This is a genomic window from Bradyrhizobium viridifuturi, from assembly GCF_001238275.1.
Classification (GTDB): Bacteria; Pseudomonadota; Alphaproteobacteria; order Rhizobiales; family Xanthobacteraceae; genus Bradyrhizobium; species Bradyrhizobium viridifuturi.
In genome coordinates this window covers 137,119-156,169 of sequence record NZ_LGTB01000016.1, presented here as the reverse complement: position 1 = coordinate 156,169, position 19,051 = coordinate 137,119, and the positions used below count along the sequence as shown (strand labels likewise).

Annotated in this window: 19 protein-coding genes; 12 read left to right on the top strand and 7 right to left on the bottom strand. The window is 65.9% G+C overall.

Annotated elements, in window-relative coordinates; all coding sequences use genetic code 11:
• Nucleotides 1-18: 18 nt before the first annotated feature.
• The 4 genes from ALC15_RS16775 (at nt 19) to ALC15_RS16760 (ending at nt 3,315) form a co-directional block, all read left to right on the top strand.
• Nucleotides 19-873, top strand: a complete 855-nt coding sequence (locus ALC15_RS16775; RefSeq protein ID WP_050628188.1) for an HTD2 family dehydratase — start codon at nt 19-21, stop codon at nt 871-873.
• A 96-nt stretch (nt 874-969) separates the two neighbouring features.
• Nucleotides 970-2,022 (top strand): histidinol-phosphate transaminase, encoded by a 1,053-nt coding sequence (gene hisC / locus ALC15_RS16770; protein ID WP_050628187.1) that lies wholly within the window; start codon nt 970-972, stop codon nt 2,020-2,022.
• A 94-nt stretch (nt 2,023-2,116) separates the two neighbouring features.
• Nucleotides 2,117-3,007 carry an MBL fold metallo-hydrolase gene (locus ALC15_RS16765; protein WP_050628186.1) on the top strand — a complete coding sequence of 297 codons (891 nt, stop codon included), beginning with the start codon at nt 2,117-2,119 and terminating at the stop codon, nt 3,005-3,007.
• A gap of 119 nt (nt 3,008-3,126) precedes the next feature.
• Nucleotides 3,127-3,315, top strand: a complete 189-nt coding sequence (locus tag ALC15_RS16760) for a Rossmann-fold NAD(P)-binding domain-containing protein (protein WP_050628209.1) — start codon at nt 3,127-3,129, stop codon at nt 3,313-3,315.
• A gap of 17 nt (nt 3,316-3,332) precedes the next feature.
• Here the strand turns inward: ALC15_RS16760 and ALC15_RS16755 are convergent, their stop codons facing one another.
• The 3 genes from ALC15_RS16755 to ALC15_RS16745 form a co-directional block, all read right to left on the bottom strand.
• On the bottom strand, nt 3,333-3,626 hold the full coding sequence (locus tag ALC15_RS16755) for a putative quinol monooxygenase (RefSeq protein WP_050628185.1): 294 nt from the start codon (nt 3,624-3,626) through the stop codon (nt 3,333-3,335).
• Between the two features lie 21 nt (nt 3,627-3,647).
• Nucleotides 3,648-5,021, bottom strand: a complete 1,374-nt coding sequence (locus ALC15_RS16750) for an epoxide hydrolase family protein (RefSeq protein WP_050628184.1) — start codon at nt 5,019-5,021, stop codon at nt 3,648-3,650.
• 66 nt (nt 5,022-5,087) lie between these two features.
• Entirely contained in the window at nt 5,088-5,693 is a 606-nt protein-coding gene (locus tag ALC15_RS16745; protein WP_050628183.1) for a VOC family protein, read from the bottom strand.
• Nucleotides 5,694-5,806: 113 nt separating this feature from the next.
• On the opposite strand from ALC15_RS16745, the gene ALC15_RS16740 reads away from it, so the two are divergent.
• The 4 genes from ALC15_RS16740 to mdlC all read left to right on the top strand — a co-directional run bounded on the left by ALC15_RS16740 (nt 5,807) and on the right by mdlC (nt 9,598).
• Nucleotides 5,807-6,313, top strand: coding sequence for a winged helix-turn-helix transcriptional regulator (locus ALC15_RS16740; RefSeq protein ID WP_050628182.1), 507 nt, complete (start codon nt 5,807-5,809; stop codon nt 6,311-6,313).
• 111 nt (nt 6,314-6,424) lie between these two features.
• The gene (locus ALC15_RS16735) at nt 6,425-6,808 is read left to right on the top strand and encodes a tautomerase family protein (RefSeq protein ID WP_050628181.1); all 384 of its coding nucleotides are present in this window, start codon (nt 6,425-6,427) and stop codon (nt 6,806-6,808) included.
• A gap of 130 nt (nt 6,809-6,938) precedes the next feature.
• A complete protein-coding gene (blaBJP, locus tag ALC15_RS16730) occupies nt 6,939-7,826 on the top strand; it encodes a BJP family subclass B3 metallo-beta-lactamase (protein ID WP_050628180.1) in 888 nt (295 codons plus the stop codon).
• Between the two features lie 143 nt (nt 7,827-7,969).
• Nucleotides 7,970-9,598, top strand: coding sequence for a benzoylformate decarboxylase (gene mdlC, locus ALC15_RS16725; protein ID WP_050628179.1), 1,629 nt, complete (start codon nt 7,970-7,972; stop codon nt 9,596-9,598).
• A gap of 89 nt (nt 9,599-9,687) precedes the next feature.
• Here the strand turns inward: mdlC and ALC15_RS16720 are convergent, their stop codons facing one another.
• Nucleotides 9,688-11,247, bottom strand: a complete 1,560-nt coding sequence (locus ALC15_RS16720; RefSeq protein ID WP_050628178.1) for a 4-hydroxyphenylacetate 3-hydroxylase family protein — start codon at nt 11,245-11,247, stop codon at nt 9,688-9,690.
• An 83-nt stretch (nt 11,248-11,330) separates the two neighbouring features.
• Here ALC15_RS16720 and ALC15_RS16715 point away from each other — a divergent pair, with 83 nt between their 5' ends.
• Both ALC15_RS16715 and ALC15_RS16710 read left to right on the top strand, forming a co-directional pair.
• Nucleotides 11,331-11,951: a TetR/AcrR family transcriptional regulator gene (locus ALC15_RS16715; protein WP_050628177.1), complete on the top strand. Its 621-nt coding sequence runs from the start codon at nt 11,331-11,333 to the stop codon at nt 11,949-11,951.
• A 4-nt stretch (nt 11,952-11,955) separates the two neighbouring features.
• Complete coding sequence (locus ALC15_RS16710) at nt 11,956-12,489, top strand: isochorismatase family protein (RefSeq protein WP_050628176.1); 534 nt, start codon at nt 11,956-11,958, stop codon at nt 12,487-12,489.
• 255 nt (nt 12,490-12,744) lie between these two features.
• On the opposite strand, the gene ALC15_RS16705 is transcribed toward ALC15_RS16710, so the two are convergent.
• The gene (locus tag ALC15_RS16705; protein WP_050628208.1) at nt 12,745-13,539 is read right to left on the bottom strand and encodes an SDR family oxidoreductase; all 795 of its coding nucleotides are present in this window, start codon (nt 13,537-13,539) and stop codon (nt 12,745-12,747) included.
• A 148-nt stretch (nt 13,540-13,687) separates the two neighbouring features.
• Complete coding sequence (trhA, locus tag ALC15_RS16700; protein WP_050628175.1) at nt 13,688-14,383, bottom strand: PAQR family membrane homeostasis protein TrhA; 696 nt, start codon at nt 14,381-14,383, stop codon at nt 13,688-13,690.
• A 196-nt stretch (nt 14,384-14,579) separates the two neighbouring features.
• On the opposite strand from trhA, the gene ALC15_RS16695 reads away from it, so the two are divergent.
• Together ALC15_RS16695 and ALC15_RS16690 are read left to right on the top strand one after the other, a co-directional pair.
• On the top strand, nt 14,580-16,043 hold the full coding sequence (locus tag ALC15_RS16695) for a YcjX family GTP-binding protein (protein ID WP_050628174.1): 1,464 nt from the start codon (nt 14,580-14,582) through the stop codon (nt 16,041-16,043).
• Complete coding sequence (locus ALC15_RS16690) at nt 16,040-17,071, top strand: YcjF family protein (protein ID WP_050628173.1); 1,032 nt, start codon at nt 16,040-16,042, stop codon at nt 17,069-17,071. Before ALC15_RS16695 ends, ALC15_RS16690 begins: the two co-directional genes overlap by 4 nt.
• A gap of 268 nt (nt 17,072-17,339) precedes the next feature.
• Here ALC15_RS16690 and ALC15_RS16685 read toward each other — a convergent pair whose 3' ends face one another.
• Nucleotides 17,340-18,935: a glycosyltransferase family 39 protein gene (locus ALC15_RS16685; protein ID WP_162240492.1), complete on the bottom strand. Its 1,596-nt coding sequence runs from the start codon at nt 18,933-18,935 to the stop codon at nt 17,340-17,342.
• Nucleotides 18,936-19,051: the final 116 nt, after the last annotated feature.

Genomic DNA, 19,051 nt, shown 5'->3' with positions numbered 1-19,051 from the left:
CTGCCCGGGCACCCAGTCATGACCGATAAACTCGACCTCGATCATCTCCGCCAATGGATCGGCAAGACCACGGAAGCCTCCGACGTCGTCACCAAGTACCTTGTCATGGGGCTGCGCGCGACGCTGTTCCAGGAGATCGGTGAGCCGAAAGCAGGCGATGCGGCGCCGTGGACCACGCATTGGTGCCTGGCGCAGCCGGTATTTCCGATGTCGCAGCTCGGCCCGGACGGTCACCCGACCCGCGGCGGCTTCCTGCCGCCGGTGCCGCTGCCGCGCCGGATGTGGGCCGGCGGCGAGCTCGAATTTTTCGATGCACTGCGCATCGGCGACGAGGCCAAGCGCTCGTCGAAGATTGCCGACGTCACCATCAAATCCGGCTCGACCGGGACGCTGTGCTTCGTCTCGGTCAATCACGAGGTGACGACCTCGCGCGGGCTGGCGGTGCGCGAGCGGCAGGACATCGTCTATCGCGAGATGACGAGCACGCAATCCGTGGCGCCCGCCAAGGCACCGCCGCATGCTCCGGCCGCGCAGCATCGCGAGAGCCACGTCTCCGATCCGGTGCTGCTGTTCCGCTACTCCGCACTGACCTTCAACGGCCACCGCATCCATTACGATCGCGACTACGTCACCAAGGTCGAAGGCTATCCGGGGCTGATCTTCCACGGCCCGCTGCAGGCCTCCTTCATAGTCGAGCTCGCCGCCAAACTGCGCGGCGGCAAGCCGCCCAAGAAGCTGTCCTATCGCGGCGTGCAGCCGCTGTTCGAAGGCAGCGAGTTCTCGATCAATGCCAACGACAAGGACGGCGGCATGGAGCTGTGGACCGCTAACGCCGAGGGCCAGCCGACCATGAAGGGCACGGCCAGCTGGTAAGGATCGCAAGCGTCGGAACGACGGAAAAAAGAGGCGCTTTCATCGGCGCCTCGCATTCCGTATTGTGATCGCATTCATCTCCCTGGATCGCAGATCATGAGTCGCTTCTGGAGTTCGGTCGTCCACAACCTGTCGCCCTACGTGCCCGGCGAGCAGCCCAAGATCGACGGCCTCATCAAGCTCAATACCAACGAGAATCCCTACCCGCCGTCGCCGCGCGCGATCGCGGCGATCACAGCGGCCACGGATCGCCTGCGGCTCTATCCGGATCCGCGCGCAACCGCGCTGCGCGAGGCGATCGCGACGCGCTATGGCGTCACGCCGGACGAGGTATTCGTCGGCAACGGCTCGGACGAGGTGCTGGCGCACAGCTTCCCGGCACTGCTGAAGCACGATGCGCCGCTGCTGTTTCCCGACATCACCTACAGCTTCTATCCGGTGTATTGCCGGCTCTATGGCGCGCGATACGAACAGGTGCCGCTCGACGCCGCGATGCGGATTGATCTCGCCGACTACCGGCGGCCGGGCAGCGCCATCCTGCTGTGCAATCCAAACGCGCCGACCGGCATCGCGCTGCCGCGTGCCGCGATCGAGGCGCTGCTCGCCGAGCAGCCGGACCGTCTGGTCGTGGTCGACGAGGCCTATGTCGACTTCGGCGCCGAGAGCGCGGTGCCGCTGGTCGCGCGCCACGACAATCTCTTGGTGATCCAGACGCTGTCGAAGTCGCGCGCGCTGGCCGGCCTGCGAGTCGGCTTCGCGATCGGCCAGCGTCCGCTGATCGAGGCGCTGGAGCGGGTCAAGGACAGCTTCAACTCCTATCCGCTGGACTGTCTAGCGCTTGCCGGCGCAACCGCGGCGATCGCTGACGACGCCTGGTTCGACGAGACCCGGCAGCGCATCATCGAAAGTCGCGAGGCACTGGTCTGCGGCCTCACCGAGCTCGGCTTCGAGGTGCTGCCGTCGCTTGCGAACTTCGTGTTCGCGCGCCATGGCGGCCATCGGGGCGCCGATCTCGCCGCGAAGCTGCGCGAGCGCGGCGTCCTGGTGCGGCATTTCCAGAAGCCGCGGATCGAGGATTTCCTGCGCATCACGGTCGGCACCGACGATGAGTGCGGCCGCCTGATCGCCCTGCTGCGCGAGATGGTCTGATAGCCATTCACCGCCGACGCGACTTGCGATCGTTGACGCCGACCCGCATAGTGACCGGGCGGCAAGATGCGCGGATCTCCGGGAAGGAGCTGTCATGCGGTTTGCGATCGGCGAGGCGACTGTCGACATCATCGTCGACGACGACGACTTCGGGCTGCCGCTCTCCGGGTTCCTTCCCGGATATGATCGCGGCTCGATCGAAGCGCATCGCGACACGCTGGAGCCGGTGTTCATCGATCTCGCGCGCGATCTCGCGAAACACGCGATCCAGAGTTTCGTGATCCGAACGGCCGGGCGAACGCTGCTCGTCGATGCCTGCATCGGCGAGCACAAGGACATCCCTGAAATTCCGGCCTGGCATCGGCGGCGCGGCAGCGGCTTCCTCGATCGGTTGCGGGCAATCGGCGTCGATCCGGCCGGCATCGATCTGGTGTTCTGCACCCATCTGCATGTCGACCACGTCGGCTGGAATACGCGCCAGGACAATGGCCGCTGGCAGCCGACCTTTCCCAATGCGCGCTATCTGTTCGGCCGCCGCGAGCTTGCCGACTGGATGGCACAGCATAATGCCGGCCGTGCCCCGCCGATCCACGCCCGCGCGCTGGAGCAGAGCGTCATTCCGATCGTCGAGGCCGGCCGTGTCGATCTCGTCGACGACGGCCATGAGCTCGTCCCGGGCCTGCAACTCGTCCCCCTGCCGGGCCACACCAGCGGGCAAATGGGGTTGCGCGTCGATTATGCGCAGTATCGCGCGATCTTTTGCGGCGATGCCGTGCACAATCCGGTGCAGATCTTCCAGCCCGCCCTGTCCACCTCATCCTGCACCGAGCCGCAACTCGCGCACGAGACGCGCGCGAAAATCCTGTCGGAGGCCGCCGACAGCGGCCGGCTCGTCATACCGGCCCACTTCCGCGGCGCGCGCTGCGCCCACATCCGCCGCGACGGCGACGGCTACACACCGGTGTTCGACACCGTGCCTCGGTGAAGCTCGGGGCACGGACGGCGTCGCAGCAGATGGCCGGTCGGCGCGAAGTTCGGTCGTATCATCCGGCCTCCTGGAACCGAATGCCGGCCTGCGCGTTCCCCGCCCTGACGGAGGACGCCATGCTTAGAGACGAACAGGTCGCGGTTCTCTGCGACATCGCGCAATCGATCGCCTTTGCCGACGACGTGCAGGGCGAAGTCGACCGGCTCATCAAGGAGGGCTACGTTGCAAAGGACGGCGACCTCTATGAGTTGACGCCGAAGGCCGAAAAGGTCCTGTCCGAGCGCGGCGCCAGCCTCAAGGCATGACGCCGGCGCGGCTGCGCTTACTCGGCGGGCGTACACCGCGTCGCGGTGATCTTGACGCCGAGCGCCGCTGACTCCTCGCGAAACTGTGCGATCGAGCGCGCATTGCGATGCGCCTCGAACGCGGCGTCGTCCTGATAGACCTCATAGATCAAAAGCTTCGCGGCATCCTCGCGCGGCACCAGGATGTCGAAATGCAGCGTACCCGGCTCATCCCTGAGTGAGCGGGCGCCGTGCGCCGACAACAACGACTGTACTTGATCGCGCTTCTCCGGCGCGACCTCGACGGTGGCGATGAGTGCAAGCTTTGACATGGCGGATGTTCCCTTCGATTCTCAGATCAGCTTGCGGAGCGGCCGAAACGCATCCCGAACTTCCCTGCTGAAAATGTCGGGCTGCTCCCAGGCCGCGAAGTGACCGCCGGCTTCGGCCTGATGGAAGTAGATCAGCTTGTGATAGGCCTTCTCCGCCCAGCTCCGCGGCGCCACGAAACTCTCGCCGGGGAACGCGGTGACGGCAGCGGGGATCGTGACATTGGCGGGCAAATAGAGATTGGTCTTGTTTTCCCAGTACAGGCGGCCCGAGGAGATCGCGCTGTTGGTGAGCCAGTACAGCGTGATGTTGTCGAGCACATCATCGCGGGTCAGCGCACCCCCGGAATGGCCGTTGACGGCGCGCCCGAGCACGGCTGATTGCATCGCGGAGGCCGGCTGGGCATAGCCGTCGCCGTGATCGAGCAGCCAGGCGGCGAGGCCCGCCGGAGAATCCGCAAACGCCGCAAGGGACTGCGGGCGCGTGCCCATGATCTGCGCATAGGCACGCCGCTTCGCGAATTGAAGCTTGATCTGCTCGAAGGCGTGCAGCTCCTCCGCCGACAGATTGTCCGGCGCGGGACCTCCGGTGGAGACCGCCTTGAACACCTCGGGCGGAACGACGCCGGGCAGGTTGACATGGATGCCGAGCAGCTCCGGCGCACCCAGCTTGGCCATTTCATTGGAGACCGGCGAACCCCAGTCGCCGCCCTGTGCCACGAACTTGCTGTAGCCGAGCCGCTTCATCAGCTGGACCCAGGCCCGCGCGATGCGCTGCGGATCCCAACCCGTCGTGGTCGGCTTGCCGGAGAAGCCGTAGCCCGGCATCGACGGGATCACGAGATGGAACGCGTCCGCCACGCTGCCGCCATGGGCGGTGGGATTGGTCAGGGGCTCGATGATCTTCATCTGCTCGATCACCGACCCCGGCCAGCCATGCGTGACGATCATCGGCAGTGCATTGTCGTGCTTCGAGCGAACGTGAATGAAGTGGATGTCGAGCCCGTCGATCTCGGTGATGAACTGCGGCAGCGCGTTGAGCCGCGCCTCGACCTTGCGCCAGTCGTAATCGGTCTGCCAGTAGCGGACCAGATCGCGCAGCATCGCCTGCGGGACGCCCTGGGAGTCGTCATTGACGGTCTCCTTGTCGGACCATCGGGTCGCCGCCAGGCGGCGGCGAAGATCGACGAGGTCTGCCTCGGGGATGTCGATATGGAACGGGCGGATCGCATCATTGGCGGCCGCTGCAACCGGGCGCGCCGGAAACAGGCCGGCGGCGCTGGCGACAGCGAGGCCCAGCGCCGCGCCGGCAAGCAGCCTGCGTCTGCTCTGGTCAATGGCTTCCTGGTTCGATTGACCCGCTGCAATTGTAATCGCTGTCTTCGATGACGTCGTCATTGCACTAGCTCCTTCGAACGCGCAGCTGCGATGCTGCCGGCTTTACGGACTACCGCGGTCTTCCGATCACTCGGGCAGCGGCTTGCCGGCCTGCTCGCGGACGATGTATTCGGCGTACCAGTCCGGCCAGTTCGCATCATGCCCACCGGTCCGCTTCTCATGCTCGCCATGGGCCGTGGCCGCGCGGCGGAGCGCGGCGGCGAGATCAGCCGACGATGAGAAGTTCGTGCTGTTGCCGTCGACGCGACCCGGCAGCCGCTGCGTGACCTGCTGCAGCAGCCAGACATTGCCGTCGGGATCGTTGAAGGTGGCGAGCGAACCGTAGCTCGGGCGCTCCGGATCCGGTCCCTCGATGCGGCCTTCCGCGCCGCGATGAAACACCTCGCTGACGTCGGCGCCGCGCGCGATCAGCTCGGCGCGCGCCGCTTCGATGTCGTTGACGATCAGGAAGCGCGGCAGCCCGGCTCCCGAGCCGAGATGGATCGAAGTCGGCGAACCCGGCGGCGTGAGTTGTACGGCGCGCGAGCCGTCGGGCCTGACGAAGTCGGCATCAAGCCGCCAGCCGAGGTCCTGGTAGAACCGCTTGGCCCGGTCGACGTCGGCGACGGGAATGACGACGACCTCGAGCTTCAAATCGACTTTTGCCGCTGCCGGCGCCTGTTCCGTGGTCATGGCTCGCTCCCTGGTGATGAAAGACCGGGCCAAAAGCGGCCCATTGCATTCGCGATGATGACGGGCCATATTGCTATGATAATCATAGTAACAAGCTCGATGAAGTAATCGTGATGGCCAAAATCAAGGACAACAGGACTGACCAAACGCTGTGTCCGGTCGCCCGCGCCGAGACCGTCGTGGGCGACCGCTGGACTGTACTGGTTTTGCGCGAGCTGTTCGCGCGCAGTCATCGCTTCGAGGAGATTCAGGCGCAGACCGGGGGCACGCCGCAGATGATCACGGCGCGGCTGAAGAAGCTGGAAGCGGACGGCCTGGTGACGCGGCGCGTCTACAACAAGCGTCCGTTGCGCCACGAATATCACCTGACCGAGAAGGGCACGGCGTTCTTTCCGGTGTTGATGGCGCTGCGCGCCTGGGGTGAGACCTGGTGCAAGTCACCGAAGGAAGGCCGCGCGATGACCTACACGCACCTCGTCTGCGGCAAGCCGGCCGGGCTCGGCCCGGTCTGCGAGTCTTGTGGCGAGCCGGTCCGTCGCGAGGACATGGTTGGAGAGCGGACACCCAAATATCAAACAGAGCGCGACGCGCGATGGGACACCTTCAAGGCGAGCCGCTGACCCCTTCGGGACCAACGACGAAGCGGACAACACAATCGCCGTCAGACCAATGAAGCATTTCGATCACGCGGGTCTGTTATGGCCCAGCCCCGCATAACACGGGAGACCACCATGCCATTCGTTCGTATCGACCTGAAGCGCGGCACGTCCGCCGAATATCGCAAGACGCTGGGCGAGATCGTCTACAAGGCGATGCGCGACACCATCAACGTGCCCGAGAATGACAAGTTTCAGGTCATCACCGAGCATGACCGCGGCGACCTGAACCATGCCGACAACTATCTCGGCAACAGCTACAGCGACGATCTCATCTTCATCCAGATCACCATGAACGCCGGGCGCACGGTCGAGATGAAGAAGGCGTTCTACAAGCGGATCGTGGACGACTATCAGAGCCAGTTGCAGGGACGGCCCGACGATGTCGTCATCAACCTGGTCGAGGTCGTCAAGGAGAACTGGTCGTTCGGCAACGGCATCGCGCAGTACGCCAGCTGACCAGCGGAACAGGCATGCGCCGGACGGCGGGGCACCCTGACCGGCGGCCTGCCGTCCGCCGCTTGCCGCCGGCGTTGCCAGCACGCATAGTGCGGCCCGTGCACGAACAATAACAGGCAGGGAGACAACCATGAGGACGATCGCAGCCGCGCTGTGCGCGCTCGCGCTGATCGCAACCGGTGCGCAGGCACAGACGCTGAAGGATTTCATGGCCACGGTCATGAAGAAATGGACTGCACCGTTCGAGCCGTACCAGCTGATCGACAACATCTACTATGTCGGCACCGACGGGATCGCCGTCTACATCATCAAGACCTCGCAAGGGCTGATCCTGATGGACACTGCGATGCAGCAGTCGACCGGCATGATCAAGGACAACATCACGAAGCTCGGCTTCAAGGTCGCCGACATCAAGATCATCCTCAACAGCCATGCCCATCTCGATCACACCGGCGGCTTTGCCGAGATCAAACAGGAGACCGGCGCACAAATGATCGCCGGCGAGCGCGACAAGCCCCTGCTCGAGGGCGGCTACTATCCCGGCGACGAGAGCAACGCCGATCTTGCCTTTACGCCTGTGAAGGTCGACCGCACGGTCAAGGAAGGCGACAAGGTCACGCTCGGCGACACCACGCTGACCGCGCACGCCACGCCCGGCCATTCGCCGGGCTGCACCAGCTGGGAGATGACCGTGAAGGACGGCGGCGAGACGCGCGACGTGCTGTTCTTCTGCAGCGGAACGGTGGCGCTGAACCGGCTGGTCGGCCGCCCGACCTATCCCGGGATCGTCGACGACTACCGCTCGACCTTCGCGAAGGTCAAGACGATGAAGGTCGACGTGCTGCTCGGGCCGCATCCGGAGGTTTACGACATGCAGGCCAAGCGCGCGCAGATGAAGGACGGTGCGCCGAACCCGTTCGTCAAGCCGGGCGAAAACGCCAGCTATGTGGCGGGGCTGGAGCAGGATTTCGACAAGCAGCTCGCCAAGCAGACCGCCGCGCTCGCGAAGGCCAATTAGCCGCTCAATTTCGGCCGTTGCCGCGGCAACCATGGGCGCGGCGGCTTGACATGGCCAGGCAATCCATCGACAGGTGGATTGCCTTTCCGCTTTTGCCGCGCGCAATGACGGAACGTAACAAGACACCAAATGGGAGCCGCCCGATGTCGTCGCGCAAACCCGCCGCCAGCAAAGGCAAGACCGTTACCGTCAAGGACGCCACCTTCGGCCTGCTGCGCGCCTGGGGCATCAAGAAGGTGTTCGGCAATCCCGGTTCGACCGAGCTGCCGTTCCTGAGCGACTGGCCCGATGACATCGATTACGTGCTCGGCCTGCAGGAGGCCTCCGTCGTCGGCATGGCCGACGGCTATGCGCTGGCGACCCGCAATGCCGGCTTCGTCAACCTGCATTCGGCGGCCGGCGTCGGCAACGCGCTCGGCAACATTTACAACGCCTATCGCAACCAGACCCCAATGGTGATCACCGCAGGCCAGCAGGCGCGCTCGATCATGCCGCTGCAGGCCTTCCTCTATGCCGAGCGCGCCTCGGAATTTCCGCGGCCTTACGTCAAATTCGCGGTCGAGCCGGCGCGCGCCGAGGACGTGCCGGCCGCGATCGCGCGCGCTTACTACGTCGCGATGCAGCCGCCCTGCGGGCCGACCTTCGTCTCGGTGCCGATCGACGACTGGGCGCATGCGACGCAACCGCTCGACGCCCGTCAGGTCAGCCGCGAGGTTGGCCCTGATGCCGCCGCGATGCGGGCACTGGTGGCCGCGCTCGGCGAGGCCAAGCGCCCTGCCCTCGTCGTCGGCCCGTCCGTCGATCGCGCCGAGGCGGTTGATCTCATGGTCAAGGTCGCCGAGAAGACCAAGGCTGCGGTCTGGGCCAGCCCGTTCTCGGCACGCTGCTCGTTCCCCGAGCGGCATCCGCAGTTCGCCGGCTTCCTGCATGCCGCACCGGGCCAGCTTTCCGATGCGCTGCGCGAGCACGATCTCGTCGTCGTGGTCGGCGCGCCGGTGTTCACCTTCCATGTCGAGGGCCATGCGGCGATCTTCGACGGCGCGACCACGATCTTCCAGATCACCGACGATCCCGATGCCGCTGCGATGACGCCGACCGGCCACAGCATCATCGCGACGATGAAGCCGGCGCTGTCGGCGCTGCTCGAGCTGCTGCCCGAGACCAGGCGCACGGCACCTGCGGGCCGCATCCTGCCGCCGGCGCCCGCGGCCGGCGATCCCATTCCCGCCGAATACGCGCTGCACGCGCTCTCGGCCGCGATGGGACCGCACGATGCGCTGGTCGAGGAAGTGCCGTCGCATCGCCCGCTGATGCAGAAGGCGATGCCGATGCGTGGCCAGGACAGTTTCTACACCATGGCGAGCGGCGGCCTCGGCTACAGCCTGCCGGCGGCGGTCGGCATGGCGCTCGGCCGGCGCGAGGGGCGCACGGTCTGCCTGATCGGCGACGGCTCGGCGATGTATTCGATCCAGGCGCTGTGGACTGCAGCCCAGCGCAAGCTGCCGCTGACGGTCGTCGTGATGAACAATTCCGGCTATGGCGCGATGCGTTCATTCAGCCAGGTGATGCAGGTGCGCAACGTGCCGGGTCTCGACCTGCCCGGCATCGATTTCGTCAAGCTCGCCGAAGGCATGGGCTGCGACGCGGTGCGGGTGGCGAAATCAGCCGAGCTCGCGGACGCCTACAAGCGTGGCTTGTCGGCGAAAGGCGCCAGCCTGATCGAGGTGATGGTCGATTCCGCCGTGCCGCTGCTCTACACGCAGAAGAGCTGAGCGGCGAGACGCGGCTCTTGCGCACGCGTAAGGAAGGCACCCGGCGGCTGGGTTCCCTCCCCCCTTGCGGGGGAGCCCGATCAGTGCGCTCACCTCACGAGAAGATTTTCACGCTCCTGCTCCTGTTCCAACGTTTGCACTGACGGTGCCGGCACCTCGCAGCCCGTGGCGCAGCAGCGGCCGGGCTGCTTCGACACACGCTGGCCCTCGTCGACCAACCCGCGGCCGAGCAGATTTTCGACCAGCTCGGCCTTCTCCATCACGGGATAATTGCGCCAGATCTCGCGCTTCATGGCTTCCGGCGAGCCGCCGCCGTGCAGCGAGATCACCGAGTACCAGCCGGCTTCATGCGAGACCGTGAGGTCTTCGATCAGCCGCGCCACCTCGGCGCGCTGCTCGGCTGGAATGTCCGGACGTCCGCCCATCACGGCGGCGAGCGAGGCGCGCGTTTCCGGATTATGGTCCTCGTCGGGTCCCGGCAGCGCGACGATCAAGCCGCCGGAGACGTAATGCGCGACGCGGTGCATGTCGTAGATCTTGGTTGCCAGCAGCAGCTTGCCGATGTTGGAGAACACCGCATCCGGCATCACCGAGCCCGCCGGATCCCTGGTGCAATAGACCGAGGACGCGACGCCGCAGGCATAGAAGCTTTCTGTGATCGTGATCAACTCGACCATCGCCTCGCGGATATGGGCGTGCTTCTCGGCATCGAGCCCATTGGCCTCGATCATCAAGGCGCCGGCGCCGATCAGGAGATCGCCGAAGCCGGCGCGTGCACCGATGCAGGAGTGGCGGTGATGGGTGGCATAGGACGTGGTGAGGAAGCCGCCCTCCTCGGTCTCGCCGGCGAGGAAGACGCGGTCGTGCGGCACGAACACGTCGTCGAAGATCACGACGCCGACCGACTGGCCGTACTTCGCCGAGAACTTTGCGCTGGCATCGCCGGGCCGGCCGGCGGGCCGCGCGACGATGGTCACGCCTGGCGCATCGATCGGCACCGCGCAACACACCGCGAAATCCTTGTCATCGGGCACATGGGTGCGGCACGGCATGAGCAGGAACTCGTGCATGTAGGGCGCGCCGGTCACGATCGCCTTGGTGCCGCGGATCACGATGCCGTCGGGGCGGCGCTCCCTGATGTGGACATAGACGTCTGGATTGGCCTGCAGGCCCGGGCGCTTGGAGCGGTCGCCCTTGGCGTCGGTCATGGCAACGCCGAGCGTCAAGTCCTGGTCCTGCACCTCGTGCAGATAGTTGAGGAAGCGCTGGCTGTAGTCGGTGCCGTGGCGATCGTCGGTCAGCTTCGTCGCCTGATAGAGCCCGTTCAGCGCGTCATGGGTGAGATAGCGCTGGGCGCAGCCTGATGTCCGGCACACCAGCCGCACCGCCTCGAGCTTGTAGAGCAGGTCCTGCGAGCTCTCATTGATGTGGAGCATGCGGTTGACGGTTTTGCCGGAGGTCGCCTGCCGTGCGGTCATGATCGCCGTGTGCTCGGCGTGGTGCGCGAAATCATAGGTCACGCCGACACCGGCGATGCCGGGCGCCAGCAAGGGCTCGTCCGCGACGCTCGCCACCGCCTCGCCATTGACGAACACCCGCGGTCGGTAGCGGCGCAGAGATTCCCGGTAGTCCGCGGCCGTCATCAGCATGGCGCTTCTCCCTTGCTTGTTTATTCTAACACTGTTAAATTATTGAACACTGTTAGAATTGAGTCAAGGACGGATTCGACCGGATGCAGATGCGCGAGAGCAGGAAGGAGGCGGTCAGCCGCCACAAGCGGGAGCTGATCCTCGATGCGGCGCGCAGCGTGTTCGCCGAAGAAGGCCTCGAGGGCGCGAGCCTGCGGGCGATCGCGACCCGGGCCGGTTACACCCCGGCGGCGCTGTATTTCCATTTCGATTCCAAGGAGGCGATCTATGCCGAGGTGCTGCGGCAGTCGCTGGCCGCGCTCGGCGACGCCGTCAGCGCGGCAGTCGCGACCACGCGCGGCGCCAAGCAGCGGCTGCACGCCGCCGGGATGGGCTTCTTCCGCTACTATGCCGACAACCCGCGCGACCTCGATCTCGGCTTCTACCTGTTTCGCGGCGGCATGAAGCCGGCCGGGCTCGGCCATGACCGCGACCACGCGCTGAACGCCGCGCTGGAGGCAGCATTGCATCCGATCGCGGAAGCCGCCGAGGCGCTCGGCGCGTCCAGGCAAAAGGCGAATACGGCCATGGTGGACTGCTTTGCCCACGCCACCGGCCTCTTGCTGTTGCTGCACACCGGCCGCATCCGAATGTTCGGCGCCTCGGCGCCCGACCTGATGGACGCCTATCTCCGCGAGAAGGTCGCGCAACTCGGTAAGGAGTGAAGCCATGCTGACGATCGATCCGAGACAGTCGCTGCTGCTGATCGTCGACTTCCAGTCCCGCCTGATGCCCGCGATCGATCAGGGCACGACAGCAGTGAGGAATGCACGGCGATTGATCGACATGGCCGGGCTCGTCGACATTCCCGCAGTCTTCACCGAGCAGAATGCCAAAGGCCTCGGCGCGACCGTCGCCGAGCTCGCGACCACCGACGCGCGACTGATCCACAAGATGACCTTCGATGCCGTCCGCGAGCGCGAATTCCTCGGCGCGATCCCACCCGACAGGCACATCGTCGTCGCTGGCTGCGAAGCGCATGTCTGCGTGCAGCAGACCGTGCTCGGCCTCATCGACGCCGGCCGCAAGATCTATGTCGTGCGCGATGCGCTGGGCTCACGCCGCGCCGAAGACAAGGACACTGCGATCGGCCGCATGGAGCGGCACGGCGCCGAGATCGTGACCACCGAGATGGTGGTGTTCGAATGGCTGGAAACCGCTGAGCATCCCCGGTTTCGCGAAGCAATTGCACTGATCAAGTGACGGCGCGATCAGCGACACAACCATCTCACCGAAGTGAGGGATGCACTTGCAGACGGGTTCCCTCCCCCTTGCGGGGGAGGGTTGGGGAGAGGGTACCACACGGGTGCTCTCTCGACGCTTCAACGACGCGCGAGCGAAATTGCGATGGCGACGCTTCGATCGATCATCTCGCCCGGAGCCACCCCTCTCCCGCAAGGGGAGAGGGAGCCTGACCAGGGTGCTCATCTCACACGCGCGACGCGAATTCGCTGGCCGTCACTTCCCGTGGCTCTCGCGCATCTTGGCCTGGATCTTGGCCATGCCGCCGATCCAGCGGTCGTAGTTCTCGGTCTTCTTGCGCATGTAGCCGAGCACCTGCGGGTGCGGCAGGATCAGGAAGGTCTCCTGCTCGATGCCCCTCAGCGCGTCCTGCGCGACCTGCTCCGCGGTGAGATCGCCGTCACCGGATTGCGGGCCCTTCGGGATCGAGCGCAGCATGTTGGTGTCGACGCCCTGCGGGCAGAGGATCGAGACCTTGATGTTGTCGGCGCGGTGCGAGATCGCGAGGTTTTCGGCGAAGCCGACCGCGGCGTGCTTGGTGGTCGAGTAAGCGGGACTGCCGACCTGGGACAAGAGGCCCGCGGCCGAGATCGTGTTGAGGAAGTAGCCCTCGCCGCGCGTCTTCATGCGCGGCACCAGATGCCGCGCGGCATAGACATGCGCCATCACGTGGATCGCCCAGCTCCGCGACCATGGCTCGTCCGAGGTGCCGCCGGCATTCTTCGACAGCGGGTCGAAGCCGCCGCCGATGCCGGCGTTGGAGCAGAACAGCGCGATCGGGCCGAACATGCGCTCGGTCTCCTCGATCACATGCAGGACGTTCTTCTCCTGGCCGACATCGCATTTGAAGGCGGCGCCGCCGACCGAGCCTGCGACCTTCTCAGCCGCGGCATGATCGAGGTCGACCACCACGACCTTGGAAGCGCCGGCGGCATGGAACGCCTCGCAAAGCGCCTTGCCGATGCCATTGCCACCGCCGGTGACCACCACCACTTTACCTGCCACCTGCATGGCCATCCTCCCGATATCTTGATTTCAGCGCATGATCCGGAAAGCCGGCGTCATGCTCAAACAGAGCGATCATGATAGCGCATCTTGTGCCGATGCATGATCTTTTCGAGAGGCCGGCCCGGTCTTTCGCGCAGCGCCGGTGGGCAGATCAGCTCGCCAGCACGACGTCGAACACCGCCGTATAGTGGCAGGCGGCCCCGAGCAGCACGAAGCCGTGCCAGATCGCATTCTGGAAGCGCAGCCGCCGCCAGGAATGGAAGATCACCCCGAGGCTGTAGAGGATGCCGCCCGCCAGCACGAAGCCGAGCGCCATCGTCGGCAGCGCCTTCACGACGCGGTCGTAGAGCATGATGCCGCTCCAGCCCATCGCGAGATAAAGCCCGACCGAGAGGCGGTCGAAGCGGCCGGGATAACGCAGCTTCAGCCAGATGCCGACGATCGCCACGCACCACACGCCGACCAAGAGCGCGATCGCAAAATAGCTGTCCTTCAGTTCCACGATGAACGGCGTGTAGGTCGCGGCGATCAACAGATAGATCGCGGAATGATCGAAGCGCCGCAGGATCCATTTGGCGCGCGACACCGGCCAGAGATTATAGGTCGCCGACAGCGTCAGCATCGCGAGCAGGCCCGCGACATAGACCGACACCACGGCGACGTCGAACGGGCCGGCATAGACCGCGGTCAGCACGATCAGCGCTGTGGCGGCAACCAGCCCGAAAGCGACGCCGACCAGATGAACGACGCCGTCGGCGATCAGTTCGGCCCGGTCGTAGTTCCACAGCGCAACGCCGGCCGCGTGGATCGAGGTCGAGGCAAGTTGCTTCAGGCGGAAGACCGTCATGCAGGCTTTCCTGTGGGCCTATTGATATGGGTAGCGCGGGTGGCGTGACGCGTTCAATCCCCTGCAATCCCCTCGCCCCTCCCTCGCCTGCAAAGGCGCCGGAAATGTGAAGCTTGATTTTGGCCCGATAATCGCCACCTTGCGGGTGATCGCCCGCCCCTTTTGGTCCCTCCTGCCGGGTCTTCGTTAACCCTCCATGCCCCCCAGGTTTCGAGATATCGTCGAGGAAGCCCGTCTCTCGGCGCGGGCGCTGCTCGACTATGGCGAGGGTTTGTTCAACCCGACGGTGCGGCTCGGCGTCACCGGCCTGTCGCGCGCCGGCAAGACCGTGTTCATCACCGCGCTGGTGCACGGCTTGACCCGCGGCGGCCGCTTCCCGGTGTTCGAGGCCTATGCCTCGGGACGGATCGCGCGCGCCTACCTCGCGCCGCAGCCCGACGATGCGGTGCCGCGCTTCGCCTATGAGAACCATGTCCGGACATTGGTCGAGGAGCGGACCTGGCCGACCTCGACCACCGACATCTCCGAGCTTCGCCTCGTGATCGAATATCAGCGGCAAAACGGCGCAGACCGCACGCTGACCCTCGACATCGTCGACTATCCCGGCGAATGGCTGCTCGACCTGCCGCTGCTGGGCAAGAGCTACGAGCAGTGGTCGGCGGAGAGCCTTGCATTGTCGCGCGAGCCGCTGCGCGCAAAACTTGCGGCGCCCTGGCACGCCCATCTCGCAACGCTGAAGCCTGAGGCGAGAGAGGACGAGCAGGCCGCGCTCACCGAGGCACGGCTGTTCACCGACTATCTACGCGCCTGCCGCGACGAGCGCTTCGCGATGAGCCTGTTGCCGCCCGGCCGCTTCCTGATGCCGGGCAACCTCGCCGACACGCCGGCGCTGACCTTCGCGCCGCTCGATGTGCCCATCGACGGCAGCGCGCCCGATCACTCGCTATGGGCGATGATGCGACGGCGATACGAGGCCTACAAGGACGTCGTGGTGCGGCCGTTCTTCCGCGACCATTTCGCGCGGCTCGACCGCCAGATCGTGCTGGCGGATGCGCTCGCCGCGTTCAATGCCGGCCCCGAGGCGCTGCACGATCTCGAAGCGGCGCTCGCCGGCATTCTCGACTGCTTCCGGATCGGCCGCAGCACGATCCTGAGCGCGCTGTTCAGGCCGCGCATCGACCGCATCCTGTTCGCGGCAACCAAGGCCGACCACCTGCATCACCAGAGTCACGACCGGCTCGAAGCCGTGCTGCGGCGGATCGTGGCGAGGGCCGCCGAGCGCGCCGAATATGCCGGCGCCGAGATCGACGTCGTCGCGCTCGCCGCGGTGCGCGCCACTCGCGAGGCGCAGGTCCAGCGTGGCCGCGATAAGCTGCCCTCGATCCTCGGCACGCCGGCGCCGGGCGAAGTCGCCAATGGCGAGCGGCTTGATGGCGAGACGGAGGTAGCGACCTTTCCGGGCGACCTGCCCGACAATCCGGAGGAGCTGTTCAACGGCGGCTTCCGCGGCCTCTCCAGCGGCGACACCAACGCGGCCGATTATCGTTTCCTGCGCTTCCGCCCGCCGAAGCTGGAACGAGGCGGCGATGCGGAGCCGGCGCTGCCTCACATCCGCCTTGACCGCGCCCTCCAGTTCCTGATCGGAGACAAACTGCAATGAACGAGAAGACGCCCCCGCGGCGGCCGGCGACGTTCAAGCTCGACGATCCCGGCGTGGTCGTGATGGATCCGGACGAGCCTGGCCGCCTCACGCGCGGCACGATCCAGATCGTGCCCGAGGCCGAGCCCGCACAACTGCCGGTGCCGACAGACACGCCGCTGCTGCCGGAGCGTCGCGGCTTCCGCTGGGGCACACTGTTCTGGAGTGCGGTCGCGGGCCTCGTCGTGCTCGGCAGCGGGCTTGGCGTGATCAACCTGGTCGAGGATCTGTTCGCGCGCAACGAAGGCCTCGGCTTCCTTGGGCTGGCGCTCGCCGTCGTCGCTGCGGTGGCGCTCGCGGTCGTCACCATGCGCGAGCTGGTCGGCCTGGCGCGGCTTGCCACCATCGAGAAGCTGCACTTGCGCGCCGCCGAGGTGCTGATCAGCGACGACCGGGCCGCGAGCCGCACTGTGGTCGCCGATCTGCTCAAGCTCGCGCACCACACCCCGCAGCTCGCCCGCGCCCGCAGCGCGCTGCAGAGCCACACCGATGATATCATCGACGGCGCCGACATGATCCGCCTCGCCGAGCGCGAATTGATGACGCCGCTCGACGAGGAGGCGCGGCGGCTGGTGTCGGCGGCGGCGCAGCGCGTCTCCGTCGTCACCGCGGTCAGCCCGCGCGCGCTGTTCGATGTGCTGTTCGTGTTCGTGGCGAGCTTGCGGATGATCCGGCAACTGGCGCGGCTTTATGGCGGCCGGCCCGGCGCGCTCGGCATGATCCGCCTGCTGCGCCATGTGATCGCGCATCTCGCGATCACCGGCGGCATGGCCGCAAGCGACAGCCTGATCCAGCAGATGCTCGGCCACGGCATCGCGGCCAAACTCTCGCAGCGGCTCGGCGAAGGCATGCTCAACGGCCTGTTGACCGCCCGCCTCGGCCTCGCCGCGATCGACATCACCCGCCCGCTCCCCTTCGACGCCCTGCCCCGCCCCGCGCTGACCGACCTGGCGAAGGATTTGATCCGCAAGCGGGAGGAAGAGGAATAGCGGCGCAGGGTCGGCAGAGACACGTTTGCGCCGTGCCACCATCAACCGTCTCGCGACAAACACAGCTGTCGTCCCTGCGAAAGCAGGGACCCATAACCACCGATGCTGGTTATCTCGCGTTGCTGTAAGGACGAGCTCCGTTCACAACATCCGCTGCGGCGTATGGGTCCCTGCTTTCGCAGGGACGACATCGAGTGTGTTGCGCGGGTGAGGGAGCCACCAGCGGACGAGTTCTCTCCCATCGTGGGATAGGCCAGGGACAGGTCCGTCACCCACTCGCTTGGGTGAGGGTATCCATCCACGCGCACCTCACCTGCGGAGAGAGCCCCCTCATCCGGCGCGCGAATGCGCGCCACCTTCTCCCGCAAGGAGAAGGAAGACGCGTCGCCAGCACGCGCCAGCGGAAGAACGTGGTGTCCGGCGGCGGCGACAGATCGGGGGTCCAGCCTGAGATCTTCTCCAGCGAATAGGTGTCCATCACCATGCCGCGCCAGCTCCGCGTCACGCGCTCCAGCGGCTGGCGCACCGCTGACGTTTCGTTCCACAGCGGCAGATTGTTCTCCGGCTCGCGCCCAACATAGATGCCGACGTGATCCCGGATCATGCTCATGCCGGGATCGGCAAAACCCTGGAAACGGCCGCGCTCATTGATCTCGACGACCGGCACCCGCCCACGCAGCATCCAGCGCAGCATCGCATAGGTGCGGTAGTCCGTGGTCGCGACCCAGGTCGCGCCGGTGGCCTCGACCTGCGCCAGGGTATGCGCGGCCACCAATTCGTAGCCCGCCTCGGTGCCGATCGGATCGGTACGGCCGATCAGATTCCACGGCGCGAGCATGTAATAGAGGAACACGCAGACGACGAAGGCGATGCCGGTCGTGATCGCGGTCCGCGCCCAATAGATCGTCGATTTGACCAGACCGGTCGACCAGCCCTCGAACGGCATCCGCGTCAAATTGATAGCGACCGCCGCAAAGCCGGCCGGCCACAGGAACATCGGCCAGGTATCGCCGACCCGCAAGGTCAGCGACTTCCAGAGGAAGTAGATGAACGGCACCAGCACCGCGGTCGCCAGCAGGATCGCCACCGGCTCGCGCCTGGCATAGCCGCGCCATGCCGTCAGCGCTGTTGCGAACAGCGTCACCGGCAGCAGCACGAAGCCGACCAGGCCGAACTGCATGCCGATGAATTCGCCGAGGGTGCGCAGTGTCAGATCGCGCTCGACGGTGGCGCGCACCGCCTGGAAACGGAACGAGGCCCAGTCATGCCCCGCATTCCAGATCAGCACCGGCGAGAACAAGACGATCGCGATCAGCGCGGCAAGGTAAGGATACGGGCTGCGCAGCCAGCGCCAGCGCCAGTCCGGCACCAGCGCAAAGGCGAGCACCGCCGGCGCGAACATGATCGCGGTAAACTTCGACAGCAGCGCAAGCCCTGCGAACAGCCCGGCGGCGAGCCACCAGCGCCCGTCATCGCTCTGCGCGAGCCGCACCAGCGACCACAGCATCGCCACCGAAAACGGGATCAGCGCCGTATCCGGCGCGACCTTGGCCATCAACAGCCCGTAGTAGAGCGCGGCCTCCGGCAGCAGCAACGCCAGCATCACGGCGCGGATATTGTTGGCCGTGACGCGGCGAACGATGTCGGCGAGCAGGAGCTGGGTCACCAGCATCGCCACGATACCACCGAGGCGGACGCCGAGATTGGTGTCGCCGAGAACAGCGGTGCCGAAGCGGATGAACCAGGCGACCATCGGCGGATGGTCGAGGAAGGACAGCACGTTTTCCTTCGACCAGGTCCAGTAATAGGCCTCATCGGTGCGCAGATCGAGCGCATGGGCATAGACCAGCCGCATCGCGGTCATGGCAACGATCACGGCGATGACGCCACGCCAGTCCGGCGCCCGCGAACGGGCCGGCTTAACGCCGATGTTATCGGCTCCAGGTTCGGCTTCAGGTCCGGCTTGGGTTATCGTCACGG